The 15132-nt window shown below is 67.1% G+C and carries 17 protein-coding genes; 8 read left to right on the top strand and 9 right to left on the bottom strand.

The window, feature by feature from the left end; genetic code table 11:
- Window positions 1-25 precede the first annotated feature (25 nt).
- The 3 genes from imuA to F614_RS0106395 form a co-directional block, all read right to left on the bottom strand.
- Complete coding sequence (gene imuA, locus F614_RS0106405) at window positions 26-658, bottom strand: translesion DNA synthesis-associated protein ImuA (protein WP_018877575.1); 633 nt, start codon at window positions 656-658, stop codon at window positions 26-28.
- A 3-nt stretch (window positions 659-661) separates the two neighbouring features.
- A complete protein-coding gene (gene lexA, locus F614_RS0106400; protein WP_018877574.1) occupies window positions 662-1279 on the bottom strand; it encodes a transcriptional repressor LexA in 618 nt (205 codons plus the stop codon).
- A gap of 359 nt (window positions 1280-1638) precedes the next feature.
- On the bottom strand, window positions 1639-2130 hold the full coding sequence (locus F614_RS0106395; protein ID WP_018866164.1) for an Lrp/AsnC family transcriptional regulator: 492 nt from the start codon (window positions 2128-2130) through the stop codon (window positions 1639-1641).
- A gap of 180 nt (window positions 2131-2310) precedes the next feature.
- Here F614_RS0106395 and F614_RS0106390 point away from each other — a divergent pair, with 180 nt between their 5' ends.
- The gene (locus tag F614_RS0106390; RefSeq protein WP_019558541.1) at window positions 2311-3996 is read left to right on the top strand and encodes a 2-isopropylmalate synthase; all 1686 of its coding nucleotides are present in this window, start codon (window positions 2311-2313) and stop codon (window positions 3994-3996) included.
- A 248-nt stretch (window positions 3997-4244) separates the two neighbouring features.
- Here F614_RS0106390 and F614_RS0106385 read toward each other — a convergent pair whose 3' ends face one another.
- From F614_RS0106385 to F614_RS0106375, 3 genes are all read right to left on the bottom strand, one after another.
- On the bottom strand, window positions 4245-4685 hold the full coding sequence (locus tag F614_RS0106385; protein ID WP_018866166.1) for a type II toxin-antitoxin system VapC family toxin: 441 nt from the start codon (window positions 4683-4685) through the stop codon (window positions 4245-4247).
- Window positions 4672-4899 carry a type II toxin-antitoxin system Phd/YefM family antitoxin gene (locus tag F614_RS0106380; RefSeq protein ID WP_017942101.1) on the bottom strand — a complete coding sequence of 76 codons (228 nt, stop codon included), beginning with the start codon at window positions 4897-4899 and terminating at the stop codon, window positions 4672-4674. Before F614_RS0106380 ends, F614_RS0106385 begins: the two co-directional genes overlap by 14 nt.
- A gap of 91 nt (window positions 4900-4990) precedes the next feature.
- A complete protein-coding gene (locus F614_RS0106375) occupies window positions 4991-5833 on the bottom strand; it encodes an ion transporter (protein ID WP_019558540.1) in 843 nt (280 codons plus the stop codon).
- Between the two features lie 462 nt (window positions 5834-6295).
- Here F614_RS0106375 and F614_RS0106370 point away from each other — a divergent pair, with 462 nt between their 5' ends.
- Window positions 6296-6898, top strand: a complete 603-nt coding sequence (locus F614_RS0106370) for a bifunctional 2-polyprenyl-6-hydroxyphenol methylase/3-demethylubiquinol 3-O-methyltransferase UbiG (protein ID WP_019558539.1) — start codon at window positions 6296-6298, stop codon at window positions 6896-6898.
- Between the two features lie 21 nt (window positions 6899-6919).
- On the opposite strand, the gene F614_RS0106365 is transcribed toward F614_RS0106370, so the two are convergent.
- The 3 genes from F614_RS0106365 to F614_RS0106355 are packed head-to-tail and all read right to left on the bottom strand — an operon-like array spanning window position 6920 to window position 10796.
- Window positions 6920-7522, bottom strand: a complete 603-nt coding sequence (locus F614_RS0106365) for a nucleoside triphosphate pyrophosphatase (RefSeq protein ID WP_019558538.1) — start codon at window positions 7520-7522, stop codon at window positions 6920-6922.
- Entirely contained in the window at window positions 7515-9344 is a 1830-nt protein-coding gene (oadA, locus tag F614_RS0106360; protein ID WP_026279192.1) for a sodium-extruding oxaloacetate decarboxylase subunit alpha, read from the bottom strand. The genes F614_RS0106365 and oadA overlap by 8 nt, the downstream gene beginning before the upstream one ends.
- 33 nt (window positions 9345-9377) lie before the next feature.
- Window positions 9378-10796 (bottom strand): acetyl-CoA carboxylase biotin carboxylase subunit, encoded by a 1419-nt coding sequence (locus F614_RS0106355; protein ID WP_018866171.1) that lies wholly within the window; start codon window positions 10794-10796, stop codon window positions 9378-9380.
- Window positions 10797-10950: 154 nt separating this feature from the next.
- Here F614_RS0106355 and F614_RS0106350 point away from each other — a divergent pair, with 154 nt between their 5' ends.
- The 6 genes from F614_RS0106350 (at window position 10951) to F614_RS0106325 (ending at window position 15068) form a co-directional block, all read left to right on the top strand.
- The gene (locus tag F614_RS0106350; protein ID WP_018866172.1) at window positions 10951-11475 is read left to right on the top strand and encodes a DUF177 domain-containing protein; all 525 of its coding nucleotides are present in this window, start codon (window positions 10951-10953) and stop codon (window positions 11473-11475) included.
- Window positions 11476-11584: 109 nt separating this feature from the next.
- Window positions 11585-11782 carry a 50S ribosomal protein L32 gene (gene rpmF, locus F614_RS0106345; RefSeq protein WP_017942094.1) on the top strand — a complete coding sequence of 66 codons (198 nt, stop codon included), beginning with the start codon at window positions 11585-11587 and terminating at the stop codon, window positions 11780-11782.
- A gap of 99 nt (window positions 11783-11881) precedes the next feature.
- On the top strand, window positions 11882-12910 hold the full coding sequence (plsX, locus tag F614_RS0106340; RefSeq protein WP_018866173.1) for a phosphate acyltransferase PlsX: 1029 nt from the start codon (window positions 11882-11884) through the stop codon (window positions 12908-12910).
- Window positions 12907-13869, top strand: a complete 963-nt coding sequence (locus F614_RS0106335; protein WP_018866174.1) for a beta-ketoacyl-ACP synthase III — start codon at window positions 12907-12909, stop codon at window positions 13867-13869. The genes plsX and F614_RS0106335 overlap by 4 nt, the downstream gene beginning before the upstream one ends.
- A gap of 91 nt (window positions 13870-13960) precedes the next feature.
- A complete protein-coding gene (locus tag F614_RS0106330; RefSeq protein ID WP_018866175.1) occupies window positions 13961-14437 on the top strand; it encodes a CYTH domain-containing protein in 477 nt (158 codons plus the stop codon).
- A complete protein-coding gene (locus F614_RS0106325; RefSeq protein ID WP_018866176.1) occupies window positions 14427-15068 on the top strand; it encodes a uracil-DNA glycosylase in 642 nt (213 codons plus the stop codon). Before F614_RS0106330 ends, F614_RS0106325 begins: the two co-directional genes overlap by 11 nt.
- Window positions 15069-15132 lie beyond the last annotated feature (64 nt).

The following is a 15132-nucleotide window of genomic DNA, read 5'->3' as shown; positions in this document are numbered from 1 at the left end:
CGCGGGGCGGGCGGGCTGGCCCATTTCAGGCCCCCGGTGCTTCGGGAATCCACAGAGGCTGGCCGGAGCGGGCCCAGTGGCCGGCCCCCTTCAGGCAGTGCAGTTCCAGGCCGGTGGCCGCGGCCTGCCAGCGCAGGCGCTGATGGGCCGGCGAGGGCTGGGCCGCGGCGTCCGGCGGCCGGTACAGGACGGCGCAGGCCCGGCTCTCGCTGGCGGCCAGGCGTAGCCGGCGCAGCAGGGCTGTCTCCACGGGACGGCGCAGCCAGGCGAGCAGCACGCCGAAGGCCGGGTCGCGCAGACACTGCTCGCCGGCCCAAAGGGTGTCGCGATCGTGCTCGGTGTGGATCAGCAGTACCCGCTCCGGCGGGATGCCCAGGGTCTGCCAGCCCGGCAGCCAGGGGGTAGCCGGTGGCGCGATCACCGCGATCCAGTAGTCGTCCTGGCCGCAGGCGGTCAGCATGGGGACCAGCAGCCGGGTCTCGCCGCAGCCGAACGGGGCGCCCAGCAGTTCGACCAGCTGGCCGCGTGGCCAGCCCCCGCCCAGGGCCCGGTCGAGTTCCGCGTGGCCGCTGGGCCAGACCGGGGCATCCGGGGCCGGGGTGGCGCTGCGTCCGCGCCAGAGGGCCGGATGGTCGAGCAGGGTATCCAGCGCGCCCATAACTCAGGCCTGGGGGTCGAGATCGCGCAGAACGCCCACGCCGACCCCCTCGATGGCCAGTTCCTGGCGCTCCAGGTCGATCTCGATGGGGGCGAAGTCGGGGTTCTCCGGGAGCAGGCGCACCCGCGGGCCGTCCTGCGCGAAGCGCTTTACGGTGACCTCGTCCTCGATGCGGGCAACCACGATCTGACCGGGCCGGGCCTCCGGGGTCTGGCGCACGGCCAGCAGGTCGCCGTCGAGGATGCCGGCGTCGCGCATGCTCTCGCCATGCACGCGCAGGAGGTAGTCGGGGTGGGCACGGAACAGGGCGTCGTCGACCCGGTAGTGGCGCTCGATGTGTTCGGTGGCAAGGATGGGCAGTCCGGCGGCGACGCGCCCGACCAGGGGCAGCTCGCGCGGTGTGCTGCGCACCGCGCCCGGCAGGCGGATGCCGCGGGAGGTGCCGCCCAGCAGTTCGATGGCGCCCTTTTTTGCCAGCGCCTTCAGGTGGCACTCGGCCGCGTAGGGTGAGCGAAAGCCGAAGGCCCGGGCGATCTCGCTGCGGGTCGGTGCCGTGCCCTGGTTGGCGACGGTCTCGGTGATGTAGTCGAGGATGGCCTGCTGGCGTTCAGTAAGCGACACAAGGCGCCCTCCGGTATCTGTCTATATATACAGTATCCGGAGGGCTCGCCGCAGGGCAAGGGCGGATTCACCACGAAGCCCACGAAGGCACGAAGAAGGTCAAGATCCAGGTCAAAAACGGTCTACAGGAAGAAGAGAAGGCTGGAAGATAGAGGGGCCATGACGGGCGCTACCAGGGCAATGCTGGGAAGCGGCCACTTTAGGGGCGTACGATTCAGTCAGCGCTCCCCATATGTCTGCTTGCCATCACGCTTCACCATCAAAGCCTTCTAACCTTCCAGCCTTCCTGTGAATCGCCCTTGAACTTCTTCGTGCCTTCGTGGGCTTCGTGGTGAATTTGCCCTGGGTTTTAAGACGTTTCAGGTGGGGGTGTAGTCGAGTGGCAGGGCGGTGCGGTCGACGACGCGGCGCAGGACGAAGCTGGAGTGCACGCTGTCCACGCCCTCGAGGCGGGTGATGCGCCGCAGCAGGAAGTCCTGGTAGGCGTCCATGTCGGGGACTACCACCTGCAGCATGTAGTCGGCGGATTGGCCGGTGATCAGGTAGCAGTGCTGGACCTCGGGGTAGCCGGCCACGGTCTCCTCGAAATGCGCGAAGCGTTCCGGGGTGTGGCGGTCCATGCCGATGTGGATCAGGGCGGTCAGTTCCAGGCCCAGGCGGCGCCGGTCCAGCAGCGCCACGCGGCGCAGCAGGATACCGGCCTGTTCGAGCGCGCGGACGCGGCGCAGGCACGGGGAGGGGCTGAGTCCGACGCGTTCGGCCAGCGCCTGGTTCGACAGGCTCGCGTCCTCCTGCAGGATCTCGAGGATGCGGCGGTCATAGCGGTCCAGTGAGTGCGGTTGCGGTTTCATAGGTGGATTATTGCGCATATTGAGCATTAATGCGCAATGATAGATCCCTCCTAAGGCCTTGATAGGGAAAAACGCAAGGTTATGCCCGGATGAATGCGTTAGGATAATGCACAAACAGAAATCCCCAGCGCGGCGGCCGATTGTACGGCCCGGGCCGCGCCCTTACAGGAGACGCGCACCATGGCCTTCGATCACACCAAATACGCCCCGTTCCCGCCGATCGACAAGGCGGATCGCCGCTGGCCGGCGAAGCGCACCACGGTTGCGCCGCGTTTCTGCGCGGTGGACCTGCGCGACGGCAACCAGGCGCTGGTGCACCCGATGAGCGTCGAGCAGAAGATGCGCTTCTTCGAGGTGCTGGTGGATATCGGCCTGACGGAGATCGAGATCGGGTTCCCCTCTGCCTCGCAGATCGACTACGACTTCACCCGCCGCCTGATCGACGAAGACCGCATCCCCGAGGGCGTGTATATCCAGGTGCTGACGCAGGCGCGCGAGGATCTGATCCAGAAGACCTTCGCGGCGCTGGAGGGCGCACCGCGCGCGGTGGTGCACGTGTACAACTCCACCAACCCGGCGCAGCGCGAGCAGGTCTTCCGCATGGACCGCGACGGTATCCGCGGCATCGCCGAGAACGGCGCGCGCTGGGTGCGCGACTATGCGGCGAAGTACCCGCAGACGGACTGGATCTTCCAGTACTCGCCGGAGAGCTTCTCCACCACCGAGCTGGACTACGCGGTCGAGGTCGTGGATGCGGTGAACGCGATCTGGCGCCCGGACCAGGGCCAGAAGGTCGTGATCAACCTGCCGGCCACGGTCGAGTCGGCCACGCCGAATGTCTTCGCCGACCAGGTCGAGTGGTTCTGCGATCATGTGCAGTACCGCGAGCACTTCTGCGTGTCGCTGCATACGCACAACGACCGCGGCACCGGCGTGGCCGCGGCCGAGCTGGGCCTGCTGGCCGGGGCCGATCGCCTGGAAGGCACGCTGTTCGGCAACGGCGAGCGCACCGGCAACATGGACCTGGTCACCGTCGGCATGAACCTGTACTCGCAGGGGATCGACCCGACCATCGACCTGTCCGATATGGAACGGCTGATGGAGGTGTACAAGGAGTGCACCGACATGCCCATCCACCCGCGCCATCCGTGGGCGGGCGAGCTGGTCTACACCGCGTTCTCCGGCAGCCACCAGGATGCGATCCGCAAGGGCCTGGCGCACTACAAGGAGCAGGGCGGCCACTGGAACGTGCCCTACCTGCCGATCGACCCGGGCGATCTGGGCCGGCGCTACGAGGAGGTCGTGCGCATCAACAGCCAGTCCGGCAAGGGCGGCGTGGCGCATGTGCTGGAACGCGATTACGGTATCGAGGTGCCGCGCTGGCTGGCGATCGAGTTTGCCCGCATCGTGCAAAAGGATGCCGAGACCTCGCAGATCGAGGTCTCCTCGAAGCGTATCCACGAGCTGTTCGAGCAGCATTACCTGACGCCGGTCGCCGGCTGGGATCTGGTGCGCTACGAGATCGAGAAGGAAGGCCCGGTGGTGCGGCTGGACGCGACCATGGGCCCGCCCGGGCGCGAGTCGCGCCTGCAGGGCGAGGGTCATGGCGCGGTCGAGGCCCTGACCGCCGCGATGCAGGCCGAGCGCGGAGTGGAGGTGAAGGTCAGCCACTTCGACGAGCATGCGATGGAGTCCGGCACCGAGGCGCGGGCCATGGCCGCAGTGGACGTGCAGGTGGACGGCGAACGCTCGGTCGGCGTCGCTCTGGGCGAGGACACGACCGCTGCCACGCTGCAGGCCGTGCTCAATGCCACCGGTCGCCGCCTGGGCGAACGCGCCACCGAACCGGCCGCCGTTAACGCCTGATCCCGCGGCCTCCTGTACGGCTGTGGGCGCGCAGGGGGGCGTTGAGGGCCACGCAGGCACCGGTCGTTGGGGTGGGGCTGGCTTTGGCAGGGGCTTCGCCTGCAAGCAGGCTCCTACCGGGGTGGGATGTGGTCTTGTAGGAGCCGCCTTGGCGGCGAAGCCCCTGCCCGCGCCGGAGCGCCGCAGCCGGGTTCCGTCCCGGGCTCTTTGCTTTACCCGCTTCTCCGGCGCGTCGGGTGCCGGAGGCGTCAGAATCGACGAACGGTCAGGCCCATCGATGAAGCCGCGTCCGCCAGCACGTTGTCTGCGGTGGCGATGACTGGAACCTCGTGATGCCGCGCGGTTGCGATGTGCAGTGCGTCCAGTGTCCGCAGTGGGTGTTCGGGGTAGCGGGTGATCAGGTTGGTCGCTTCCTCGAAGAGTGAATCATCGAAGGGATAGAGCTGTAACGAGGCACTGGAGATGTCGTCCTGGAAGGTGGCGAAGATGATCGTTTCCAGCTCCTGCGGCAGTTCGCCCATACGCCGGCGCCGTGCGAGCAGGGACCGCAGTTCCGTGGCCACCAGCCGACTGATGATGGCGACGTCGACTTTTTGCAGGTAGTCGACAAAGGCCTCGGAGCCCGGTTCGTTCAGGTACCACTTGGCCAGGGCACTGGTGTCGAGGTAGCACCGTTCATCCGCGCTCATCGCGCTCTTCCCTGAGGAGGGTCTCCGAGGGAATCAGTTGCGCGGTGCGTTGGCGAAGCTCGTGGTGGTCGGGACGCTGACGCCCGCGACGCACGGGGAGGACGCGTGCAATGGGTTTTCCGTGACGGGTGATGGTAATTTCGCCGGACGCCTGTACGATTTCGTCCAGGTGCCCAATGGAGGCCCGCATCTCGCGGACGTTGAGCTCTTTCATGGCGCCCCTCAGGTGTGCTTCATTTTCTGATATTGAAGCACGAGGCTGTACGTCCGGCAATGACGGGGCCCATTGGGGCACGCAAAGGCGCTTACTTCACCCGCTTCTCCAGCATGTTCTGCATGCGGACCAGGCGTTCCTGCAGCTTGACGGTTTCCTGCTGGATCTCGTGGATCTCCGCGTGCAGGGCCTGGTTCTCCTCGTGCACGCTGTCGTGGATCATCTGCTGTTCGATCTCCATCGCGCGATCATGCATGCGCTGCATGGCGTCCACGATGATCGCGATGAACAGGTTCAGCACGGTGAACGTGGCGATCAGGATGAACGGCACGAAGAATATCCAGGCCCAGGGGTAGACCTCCATCACCGGACGGGCGATGTCCTCGGACCAGCCCTCCAGCGTCATCACCTGGAACAGGCTGTACATGGTGGCACCCAGGGTGCCGAACTTCTGCGGGAAGGATTCGCTGAACAGGCCGGTGGCGATGATCGCGAACACGTAGAAGATCAGTAGCAGCAGACCGATGATGGAGACGATGCCGGGAATGGCTCGCAGCAGCGCCTCCACGATGAAGCGCAGCTTCGGCACCATGGACACCAGGCGCAGCAGACGCAGCACGCGCAGCACCGAGAATGGCCCGGAGGCGGGGATCAGCGCGATCCCCACCACGAAGAAGTCGAACACGTTCCACGGGTTGCGCCAGAAAGCCAGGCGGTAGACGAACAGCTTGGCCAGCACCTCGGCGGTGAAGAGCGACAGGATGATCGCGTCCGCGGCCAGGATGACCGGCCCCATCCAGCCCATCACGGTATCCGAGGTCTCGAGCCCCAGGGTCAGGGCGTTCAGCAGGATCAGGCCGATGATGAAGCGCTGGGTCAGCCGGGCCTCGATGAAGCCTTCCAGGCGCGTGCGCAGCGTGGGGGTCTCGCTCATGGTGTCGGGGGTCGTCGCAGTGCTCGGGGAGGCGCAAGAGTAGGGTAAAGGCCGCATTCCGGCAATCGCGCCCGCTAGGGAAACACTGATTAATGCACCCGCTCGCGTTGGCACCCCAGGTTTTCCGAGACCAGGCGCGTCGCGCAGCGGGTAGTGGTTCTACCCGCAAGCGGCGCAACGCAGGATCGGGGAACCTGGGGTGCCAACCCCCACAAGCTAGTGAAAGACGGGGCTCGGCCGCCCGTTGTTGATCAAAAACGGGCGCGCGCACGGCGTTGCGGTTCCCTTGTGCAGAACGACTGCACGGCAGTCACCGCGCCTTGTTCGCACGCAAAAGCGACTCGAGCGCGAGCGCGAGCGCGTGCATTAATCAGTGTTTCCCCAGGGGCCTGTGTCTCTGCCCCGCGCGTGGTAAAACGCGTGGACCGATGAACCCCGGCTGCAACCGTGAGGAGACGATGAATGTGGGACGAGCGCTACGCGGCGGATGAGTACGTCTACGGCACCGAGCCGAATGATTTCCTGCGTACCGCGGTGGCCAACGTGCCACCTGGGAAGGCCCTGTGCCTGGGCGAGGGAGAAGGGCGCAACGCCGTCTTCCTGGCGCAGCAGGGCTTCGAGGTGCTGGCGGTGGACAGTTCCGCCGTTGGCCTGCAGAAGGCCCAGCGTCTGGCAGAGGACCGCGGCGTACAGATTGACACCCTGGTGGCGGATCTTGCGGATTACGCGATCGAGCCGAACTCCTGGGATCTGATTACCTCCATCTTCTGCCATGTGCCGCCGCCGCTCCGGCGTCGTCTGCATGCCGGGGTGGTTGCCGGGCTGCGACCCGGCGGGGTGTTCATCCTCGAGGCCTACACCCCGGCGCAGCTGGAATGGGGGACGGGCGGGCCGCCCACAGCCGAGCTGATGATGACGCGGGACGCGCTGGTCGAGGAGCTGGACGGGCTCGAATTCGAGGAAGCCGTGGAGCGCGAACGCGACGTGCTCGAGGGGCAGTTCCACACTGGGCGCGGTGCCGTCGTGCAGATCCTGGGGCATAAGCCAAGGCAGGACTGGGGATAGGCCCCGGGGCGCGCGGCCGGTTCAGGCGGGCCGGGGCGGGACGGCGATGCCCGCCTCGCGCAGCCACCCGCCCAGGGTGATCAGCGGCAGGCCGACCAGCGCGGTCGGGTCGTCGCCTTGCATGCGCGCGAACAGGCTGATACCCAGCCCTTCCGACTTGAAGCTGCCGGCGCAGTCCAGCGGCTGCTCGAGTGCCACGTAGTGGTGGATCTCCTCCGGGGTCAGTTCGCGGAAGGTCACGGTAAACGGGACTTCGCCGGTCCGCGCCTGGCCGGTGGCGGTGTCCAGCAGGCAAAGGCCCGTGTGGAAGGTCACCGTCTTGCCCGACAGGGCCGCGAGCTGAGCCTCCGCGCGGCCCGTGTCGCCCGGCTTGCCGAGGATGCTGTCGGCGTGGCTGGCGTTCTGGTCGGAGCCGATCACCAGGTGGTCGGGATAGGCATCGGCCACGGCGCGGGCCTTGGCCTTGGCGAGGCGGGTCACCATGGCGTCGGGGCGCTCGTGAGGCCGGGGGGTCTCGTCCACCTTCGGGCGGGCGGTCTCGAACGGAAGGCGCAGGCGCCCGAGCAGTTCGGCGCGGTAGGGCGAGGTGGAGGCGAGGACCAGTTTGCGCGCGGTCTCAGTCATCGGCGTGGTCGATCTCGATCAGCGCATCGTCGGGATTGGCGGCCGCCCCCTTGGCGACGTTCACCGCAGTGACGGTGCCGGACACGGGGGCGGCGATCTCGGATTCCATCTTCATGGCCTCCAGCACCAGCACCGGCTGCCCGGCCTCCACGCGGTCGCCCTCGGCCACCAGGACGTCGATGATGGTACCGGGCATCGACGTGGTGACGTCGCCGGGGCGTGTCGCGCGCCGCGACTTCTTGCGGCTTCCACCCCCGCTCGGCGCGGCATGGCCACTGGCGGTCTCGATGGTATCCAGGGTCTCGATCTGGACCTCTTCCGGCATGCCGTCGACCGTCACGTACATCGGACGGGTGTCCTCCCGATGGTGGCCGGATCCGGTTACCTGGATGTGGTAGGTCTCGCCGTGGAAGGTCACGTTGAACTCCACTGGGGCCGGGCAGCCCGCCTGGGTGTTCTCCGGGAGGTTCAGCGGTTCCGGCTCGAGCGCGCCGTCGTGGCGTTGTTGCAGGAACTGGCGCCCCACCTCGGGGAACAGGGCGAAGGTCAGCACGTCCTCCGGCCCGCGGGCCAGTTCGCCGATCTCGGCGGCCAGCGAGTCCATCTCCGGGGCCAGGAGGTCGGCCGGGCGGCTGTCGATGACCTCGGCATTGCCGATGGCCTGTTGCCGCACCACGGCGTTGATGGGGCCCGGTGCACGGCCGTAGTGCCCGGTCAGGTACTGCTTCACCTCGTTGGTGATGGTCTTGTAGCGCTCGCCGGCCAGCACGTTCATCACCGCCTGCGTCCCGACGATCTGCGAGGTGGGCGTCACCAGGGGCGGGTAGCCGAGGTCTTCGCGCACCCGGGGGATCTCTTCCAGTACCGCGTCGAAGCGGTCCAGCGCGTTCTGGTCGCGCAACTGGTTGGCCAGGTTGGAGATCATCCCGCCGGGCACCTGGTTGACCTGGACGCGGGTGTCGATGCCGGTGTATTCGCTCTCGAAGCGCTGGTATTTCTTGCGCACCTCGTGGAAGTACATCCCGATCCGCTGCAGCGCGACGAGGTCCAGCCCGGTGTCGTGCTCGGTGCCGGCCAGCGCGGCGACCATGCTCTCGGTCGGCGGGTGGCTGGTACCGCCGGCGAAGGCGGAGATCGCGGTCTCGATATGCCGGCAACCGGCCTCGATGGCCTGCCAGTGGCACAGCTCGGACAGACCGGAGGTGGCGTGGGCATGCAGGTGGACCGGCACGTCCAGGGCCTCCACCAGCTCGGTGACCAGCTCACGGGTGGCGGTTGGCGTGAGCAGCCCGGCCATGTCCTTGATCGCGATGCTCTGCGCGCCCATGGCGACCAGCTCGCGTCCCAGGGCGACGAATTGTGTGGCCGAATGTACCGGGCCAGTGGTGTAGCAAAGTGTGCCCTGGGCATGGCCTCCGGCCTCGCGGGTGGCCTCGATCGCGGTGCGCAGGTTCCGGGCGTCGTTCATCGCGTCGAAGATGCGGATGATGTCGATGCCGCCGGCGACCGAGCGCTCGACGAAGGCGCGGACCACGTCGTCGGCGTAATGGCGGTAGCCCAGCAGGTTCTGGCCGCGCAGCAGCATCTGTAGCGGGGTGTTCGGCAGCGCGGCCTTCAGCTGATGCAGGCGCTCCCAGGGGTCTTCCTTCAAGAAGCGCACGCAGGCATCGAAGGTCGCGCCGCCCCAGACCTCCAGCGAGTGGAAACCAATGGCGTCCATCTGCTCGCAGATCGGCAGCATGTCCTCGGTGCGCATGCGCGTGGCGATCAGGCTCTGGTGGCCATCGCGCAGGGTGACATCGGTGATGTGAACTCGATCCATGGTCATTCCGGTGTCCGTGCGGCGGGCTGCGGTCTACAACCCGTGGTGAGCGGCGAGGGCGGCCGCGACGGCCACCGCGAGCTGGCGATCGGAACGCTTGCCGGGGAAGTGCGTGAGCTCGGGGTGCGCCGCGACAAATCCGGTGTCGAAGTGGCCACTGCGGAACACCGGATGGTCGACGATGGCCAGGTGGAAGGGGATGGTCGTCTTGACGCCGAATACGCCCATATCGCGTAGCGCACGGTTGGAGCGTGCCAGCAGGTCATCCCACTCCAGGGCCCAGCAGATCAGCTTGGCGCACATCGAGTCGTAATGCGGCGGGATGGTGTAGCCCGTGTAGATCGCCCCGTCGGTGCGCACGCCCGGTCCTCCCGGGGCGAAGTAGCGGGTGATGCGGCCGAAGCTCGGCAGGAAGTCGTTCTTCGGATCCTCCGCGTTGATGCGGAACTCCATCGCGTAGCCGCGCCGGGTGATGTCGGACTGGGCATAGCGCAGGGGTTCGCCGGCGGCGATGCGCAGTTGCTCCTGCACGATGTCCACCCCGGTGATCATCTCGGTTACCGGATGTTCTACCTGAAGACGGGTGTTCATCTCCATGAAATAAAAAGAATCGTCCGAGTCCATCAGGAACTCGACGGTCCCCGCGTTCTGATAGCCGACGGCCTTCGCGGCCCGCACGGCGAGCTCGCCCAGATGGTCGCGCTGGGCGTCGGTCAACTGCGGCGAGGGCGCGATCTCCACCAGCTTCTGGTGGCGCCGCTGGACCGAGCAGTCGCGCTCGAACAGGTGGATCGCCTGGCCGTGGGTATCGCCCAGGATCTGCACCTCGATATGCCGCGGATTGACCACGGCCTTCTCCAGGAAGATCTCGGTGCTGCCAAAGGCGCGGGTGGCCTCCGAGCGCACGCGTTCGAAGTTGTGCTCCAGGGCGCGCGCATCCTCGCACAGGCGGATCCCGCGTCCGCCGCCGCCGGAGGTGGCCTTCAGCATGACCGGGTAGCCGATGCGCTCGGCGACCTCGAGCGCGGCCGCGACGTCCTCCAGGTTGCCCTCGGAGCCGGGCGTGACCGGCACACCGGCCTCGATCATCGCCCGGCGCGCGGCGACCTTGTCGCCCATGCGGCGGATGACCGAGGCGTCCGGGCCGACCCAGATCAGGTCGCGCGCGGCGCAGGCGGCGGCGAAGTCGGGGTTCTCCGAGAGGAAGCCATAGCCCGGGTGGATGGCGTCGCAGCAGGCGGCGCGCGCGACGCTGATCAGCCGGTGAATACTGAGATATCCGCCCATGGAGTCGGGACCGATGGCATAGGCCTCGTCCGCCTTCTTTACGTGCAGGGCGTGGCGGTCGGCGTCCGTGTACACGGCGACCGAGATGATGCCCAGTTCGCTGCAGGCCCGGATCAGGCGCACGGCGATCTCGCCCCGGTTGGCAATGAGCAGCTTGCGAATCAAACGGAAGGCCCCGGACAGGTCGATGACTTCTCGAGTATCGACGTCGTTCGGGGTGGCTGCAAGTTTCTGTTTCCCTTTGACAGATCGCCCGCGCGCGCGTATATTCCGCGCCCTCGTTCCGGGGAGGCCCGAACGGTTTTCCCAAGAGTTTGTTATGAGTCGTATCCCCGTCTCTCTGGACCCGTGGCAACCGCGTGCCCGGCACCTCGAATTCGAGGGCGACCTGCGTCCCGAAGACCTGCCGCGACTGCGCGCCGACGCGTTGCCGGGACACCCGCTGCGGGTGCACGCGAAGTTCCTGCTGGAACGCGGGACACTGGACGAGATGCGTCTGAGCGGGGTGATCAGCGGCGAGCTGTGGCAGACCTGCCAGCGCTGCCTGCAGCCGCTGGCGTGGGAATTCCGTCTGGAGGCGGATGCGGTGCTGCTGCCGCCGGAGGGCACGCCGGCCGGCATGAGCGAGGACGACGATTTTGTCGAACTCGAGGCCGACGGCCTGCTGCGCCCCGCGGCATGGATCGAGGAAGAGATCCTGCTGGCGTGGCCGCTGGTGCCGCGCCACGCGGATTGCGAGCCGGCGGCGGCGCCCGAGTTCACCGAAGGCGAACGCGGCGAGAACCCGTTTGCCGTGCTGGAACAACTGAAAAAGGGGGGCGGCCCGGACCGGGACGACCCGTGAAGCGAACGCGGTCGGGGCATTGCCCCCGCCGAACCGTTATACTTGCGCCCGTTTTGATACCGGGCTCACTCCCGTCGCCACGGGAATCTGATCAATCTGGAGATGCATCATGGCTGTTCAGCAACGCCGCAAGACCCGTTCCAAGCGTGACATGCGCCGCTCTCATGACGGGCTGACGGGCGCCACCCTGTCCACCGATCCGACGACCGGCGAGATCCATCGTCGTCACCACGTGACCCCCGATGGCTTCTATCGCGGTCGCCAGGTGATCCAGCAGGACGTCGAAGTCGACGAAGACGAAGATTAAGGTCCGGGTAATGACTGTCCCGGGGCCACGGTTGCGTTTGCACCGTGGCCTTTCCGCGTTTGAATCCGGCTCTGTCCCGGCCGGTCGTCGGACTCGAGCATGACTGCCAGCTTCACCATCGCACTGGACGTGATGGGCGGTGACCACGGCGCCCCCGTCGTACTGCCAGCGGCGCGTCGCGCACTCAAGGTGGCGGACGACTTCCGCCTGCTGCTGGTGGGCGACCAGGACACCATCGAATCGGGCCTCTCCGGCTGGTCCGCTGCCGAACGCGAGCGCGTCGAGATCGTGCACGCCAGTCAGGTCGTGGGCATGGAGGAACTGCCGGCGGTGGCGTTGCGCACCAAACGCGACTCCTCCATGCGCGTGGCCATCGACCAGGTCAAGAACGGCGCGGCCCAGGCCTGTGTCTCCGCCGGCAACACCGGTGGGCTGATGGCCACTGCCCGCTATGTGCTGAAGACCCTTCCCGGTATCGACCGCCCGGCCATTGCCACGGCATTGCCGTCGATGGAAGGGCACACCCACATGCTCGATCTGGGCGCGAACGTGGATGTCGAGGCCGCGCATCTGTACCAGTTCGCGGTGATGGGCTCGGTGCTGGCGAACGCCGTGGACGGCCTGGAGGCCCCGCGCGTGGGGCTGCTCAACATCGGCTCCGAGGCGATCAAGGGCAACGACCGGGTGCGCGAGGCCGGGCGCATGCTGGAGGCATCCAGTCTCAATTACATCGGCTTTGTCGAGGGCAACGACGTCTACTGCGGCGATGTGGACGTGGTCGTCTGCGACGGGTTCGTCGGCAATGTCGCGCTGAAGGTTAGCGAGGGCGTCGCCAAGATGATCTCCTCGAACATGAAGGCCGAATTCCGCGCCTCGCTGTATTCACGTCTGGCTGGACTGTTCGCCCTGCCGGTGCTGCGCCGCCTGCGCCATCGCTTCGATCACCGTCGCTACAACGGGGCCTCGCTGCTGGGCCTGCAGGGCGTGGTCATCAAGAGCCACGGCAGTGCCGACGAACTCGCCTTCGAGCACGCGATCCGCATCGCCCGCATCGAAGCGGAGGCGAACATCTCGCGGCGGATCGACAAGCAGCTGGGCCAGCTCCTCGGGCAGGAGAACAGCGAGTGAAGCATGCACGTATCAGCGGCACCGGCAGCTACCTGCCCGAGCGCATCCTGACCAATGCCGAACTGGAGGCGATGGTCGACACCTCGGATGCCTGGATCCGCGAACGCACCGGCATCCGCGAGCGCCACATCGTGGCGGAGAACGAGGTCACCTCGGACCTGGCGCTGAAGGCCGCGGAACGGGCGCTGGATGCCGCCGGCATTCGGGCCGCCGATCTCGACCTGATCCTGGTGGCGACCACGACCCCGGACCAGATTTTCCCCAGCACGGCGTGCATCCTGCAGGCCAAGCTGGGCGTGGGCGGCTGTCCGGCGTTCGACATCCAGGCGGTGTGCAGCGGTTTTGTGTACGCGCTGGCGACCGCCGACCGCTTCATGCAGAGCGACGAGATCCGGCATGTGCTGGTGGTCGGGGCCGAGACGCTTTCGCGCATCACCGACTATACCGACCGCGGCAATTGCATCCTGTGGGGCGATGGCGCGGGGGCTGTGGTCCTGTCGCGCTCCCCCGACCCGGGCATTATCTCTACCCACCTGCATGCCGACGGCCATCACAAGGGCTTGCTGGAGGTCCCGGGTGGCGTCTCCCAGCCGAATGACAATCCCGATCTGGAATTCATCCGCATGGAGGGCCGCGCGGTCTTCCGGGTCGCGGTGAACACACTGGACCAGATCGTTGACGAGACCCTGGAATACAACGGCATCGACAAGTCCGAACTGGACTGGCTGGTGCCGCATCAGGCGAATATTCGCATCATCCAGGCGACCGCGAAGAAGCTGAACATGTCCATGGACAACGTGGTGGTCACGGTGGACCGCCACGGCAATACCTCGGCCGCCTCGATCCCGCTGGCGCTGGACACCGCCGTGCGCGATGGCCGCATCAAGCGGGGCGACCTGATCCTGACCGAGGCCTTCGGCGGCGGCTTCACCTGGGGTTCCGCGCTGATCCGGATGTAGCGCACGCATCAGACTTGGGCGGGGGCTTCGCCTGCAGGCAGGCTCCCACAGGATTCATGCGGCGGTTCGCCGCAAGACGGGAGTCGACGACATGGGGCGCGAGATCGAACGCAAGTTCCTGCTGGCCAGTGATGCCTGGCGCGAAGGCGTGGTGCGCTCGCAGTACATGCGCCAGGGCTACCTGTGTGGCAACGATCGCGCCTCCATCCGCGTGCGGGTGGACGAGGAGGGGGCCAACCTCAACATCAAGAGCGCGACCCTCGGCGTGGAGCGCGACGAATACCAGTACGACATCCCGGTGGACGAGGCGCATCGCCTGCTGGATACCCTTGCCGGACCGCAGGTGGAAAAGACCCGGTACTGGGTGGACGTCCAGGGCTGGGAGTACGAGATCGACGTGTTCGAAGGCGCCAACGCCGGGCTGATCGTCGCGGAACTGGAGCTCCCGAGCAGCGATGCCGAGTTCCCGCGTCCCGAGTGGCTGGGCGACGAGGTCTCGCACGACCCGCGCTACTACAATACCGAGCTGGCGCGGAACCCCTACCGCGAGTGGCCGGATGCCTCCTGAACCGGGCGCGATCTTTCGCGCGGACTGCCGCGCCTGTCCGCGCCTGGCGGCCTTCCTCGAGGAGGTTCGCGACAAGCATGCCGACTATCATGCCGCCCCGGTGCCCTCGTTCGGGCCGTTGGATGCGCGGCTGCTGATCGTCGGCCTGGCGCCCGGGATGCATGGCGCCAATGCCACCGGGCGCCCGTTCACCGGCGACTATGCCGGCGTCCTGCTGTACGAGACGCTGCACGAGCACGGCTTCGCCAGCGCGCCGGAGAGTACCAGGGCGGACGATGGCCTGGAGCTGATCGACTGCCGCATCACCAACGCGGTCAAATGCCTGCCGCCGCAGAACAAGCCCACCACGGAGGAAATCCGTACCTGTAACGGCTTCCTCGCGGCCGAGATGACGGCCATGCAGCCGCGGGTGATCCTGGCGCTGGGCAAGATCGCGCACGATGCCATCCTCCGGGCCAAGGGCCTGCCGCTGTCCAGCCTGCGCTTTGGCCACGGTGCCGAGCACGAACTGGACGCGAAGACCCGCCTGATCGACTCCTACCACTGCTCGCGCTACAACACGCAGACCCGCCGCCTGACCCCGGCGATGTTCAGCGAGCTGTTCGCTCGTATCCGCAGCCACCTCGGTTAGCCTTCCGGCCCGGAAGGTCTGCCCGGTGCCCTCAGGGCCTGTGTCCGGGGTGGCCACCCGGATC

The sequence above is a fragment of the Thioalkalivibrio sp. ALE12 genome, assembly GCF_000381105.1.
GTDB lineage: Bacteria > Pseudomonadota > Gammaproteobacteria > Ectothiorhodospirales > Ectothiorhodospiraceae > Thioalkalivibrio.
Note: the sequence above shows the minus strand (reverse complement) of the source record. Positions and strands in the feature narration are given on the sequence as shown.

Excerpts from the sequence above, each read along its gene's own strand:
- imuA (WP_018877575.1), bottom strand. The coding sequence starts at position 658 with ATGGGCGCGCTGGATACCCTGCTCGACCATCCGGCCCTCTGGCGCGGA.
- F614_RS0106395 (WP_018866164.1), bottom strand. The coding sequence starts at position 2,130 with ATGAAACCGCAACCGCACTCACTGGACCGCTATGACCGCCGCATCCTC.
- F614_RS0106390 (WP_019558541.1), top strand. The coding sequence starts at position 2,311 with ATGGCCTTCGATCACACCAAATACGCCCCGTTCCCGCCGATCGACAAG.
- F614_RS0106385 (WP_018866166.1), bottom strand. The coding sequence starts at position 4,685 with ATGAGCGCGGATGAACGGTGCTACCTCGACACCAGTGCCCTGGCCAAG.
- F614_RS0106380 (WP_017942101.1), bottom strand. The coding sequence starts at position 4,899 with ATGAAAGAGCTCAACGTCCGCGAGATGCGGGCCTCCATTGGGCACCTG.
- F614_RS0106375 (WP_019558540.1), bottom strand. The coding sequence starts at position 5,833 with ATGAGCGAGACCCCCACGCTGCGCACGCGCCTGGAAGGCTTCATCGAG.
- F614_RS0106370 (WP_019558539.1), top strand. The coding sequence starts at position 6,296 with ATGTGGGACGAGCGCTACGCGGCGGATGAGTACGTCTACGGCACCGAG.
- F614_RS0106365 (WP_019558538.1), bottom strand. The coding sequence starts at position 7,522 with ATGACTGAGACCGCGCGCAAACTGGTCCTCGCCTCCACCTCGCCCTAC.
- oadA (WP_026279192.1), bottom strand. The coding sequence starts at position 9,344 with ATGGATCGAGTTCACATCACCGATGTCACCCTGCGCGATGGCCACCAG.
- F614_RS0106350 (WP_018866172.1), top strand. The coding sequence starts at position 10,951 with ATGAGTCGTATCCCCGTCTCTCTGGACCCGTGGCAACCGCGTGCCCGG.
- rpmF (WP_017942094.1), top strand. The coding sequence starts at position 11,585 with ATGGCTGTTCAGCAACGCCGCAAGACCCGTTCCAAGCGTGACATGCGC.
- plsX (WP_018866173.1), top strand. The coding sequence starts at position 11,882 with ATGACTGCCAGCTTCACCATCGCACTGGACGTGATGGGCGGTGACCAC.
- F614_RS0106330 (WP_018866175.1), top strand. The coding sequence starts at position 13,961 with ATGGGGCGCGAGATCGAACGCAAGTTCCTGCTGGCCAGTGATGCCTGG.
- F614_RS0106325 (WP_018866176.1), top strand. The coding sequence starts at position 14,427 with ATGCCTCCTGAACCGGGCGCGATCTTTCGCGCGGACTGCCGCGCCTGT.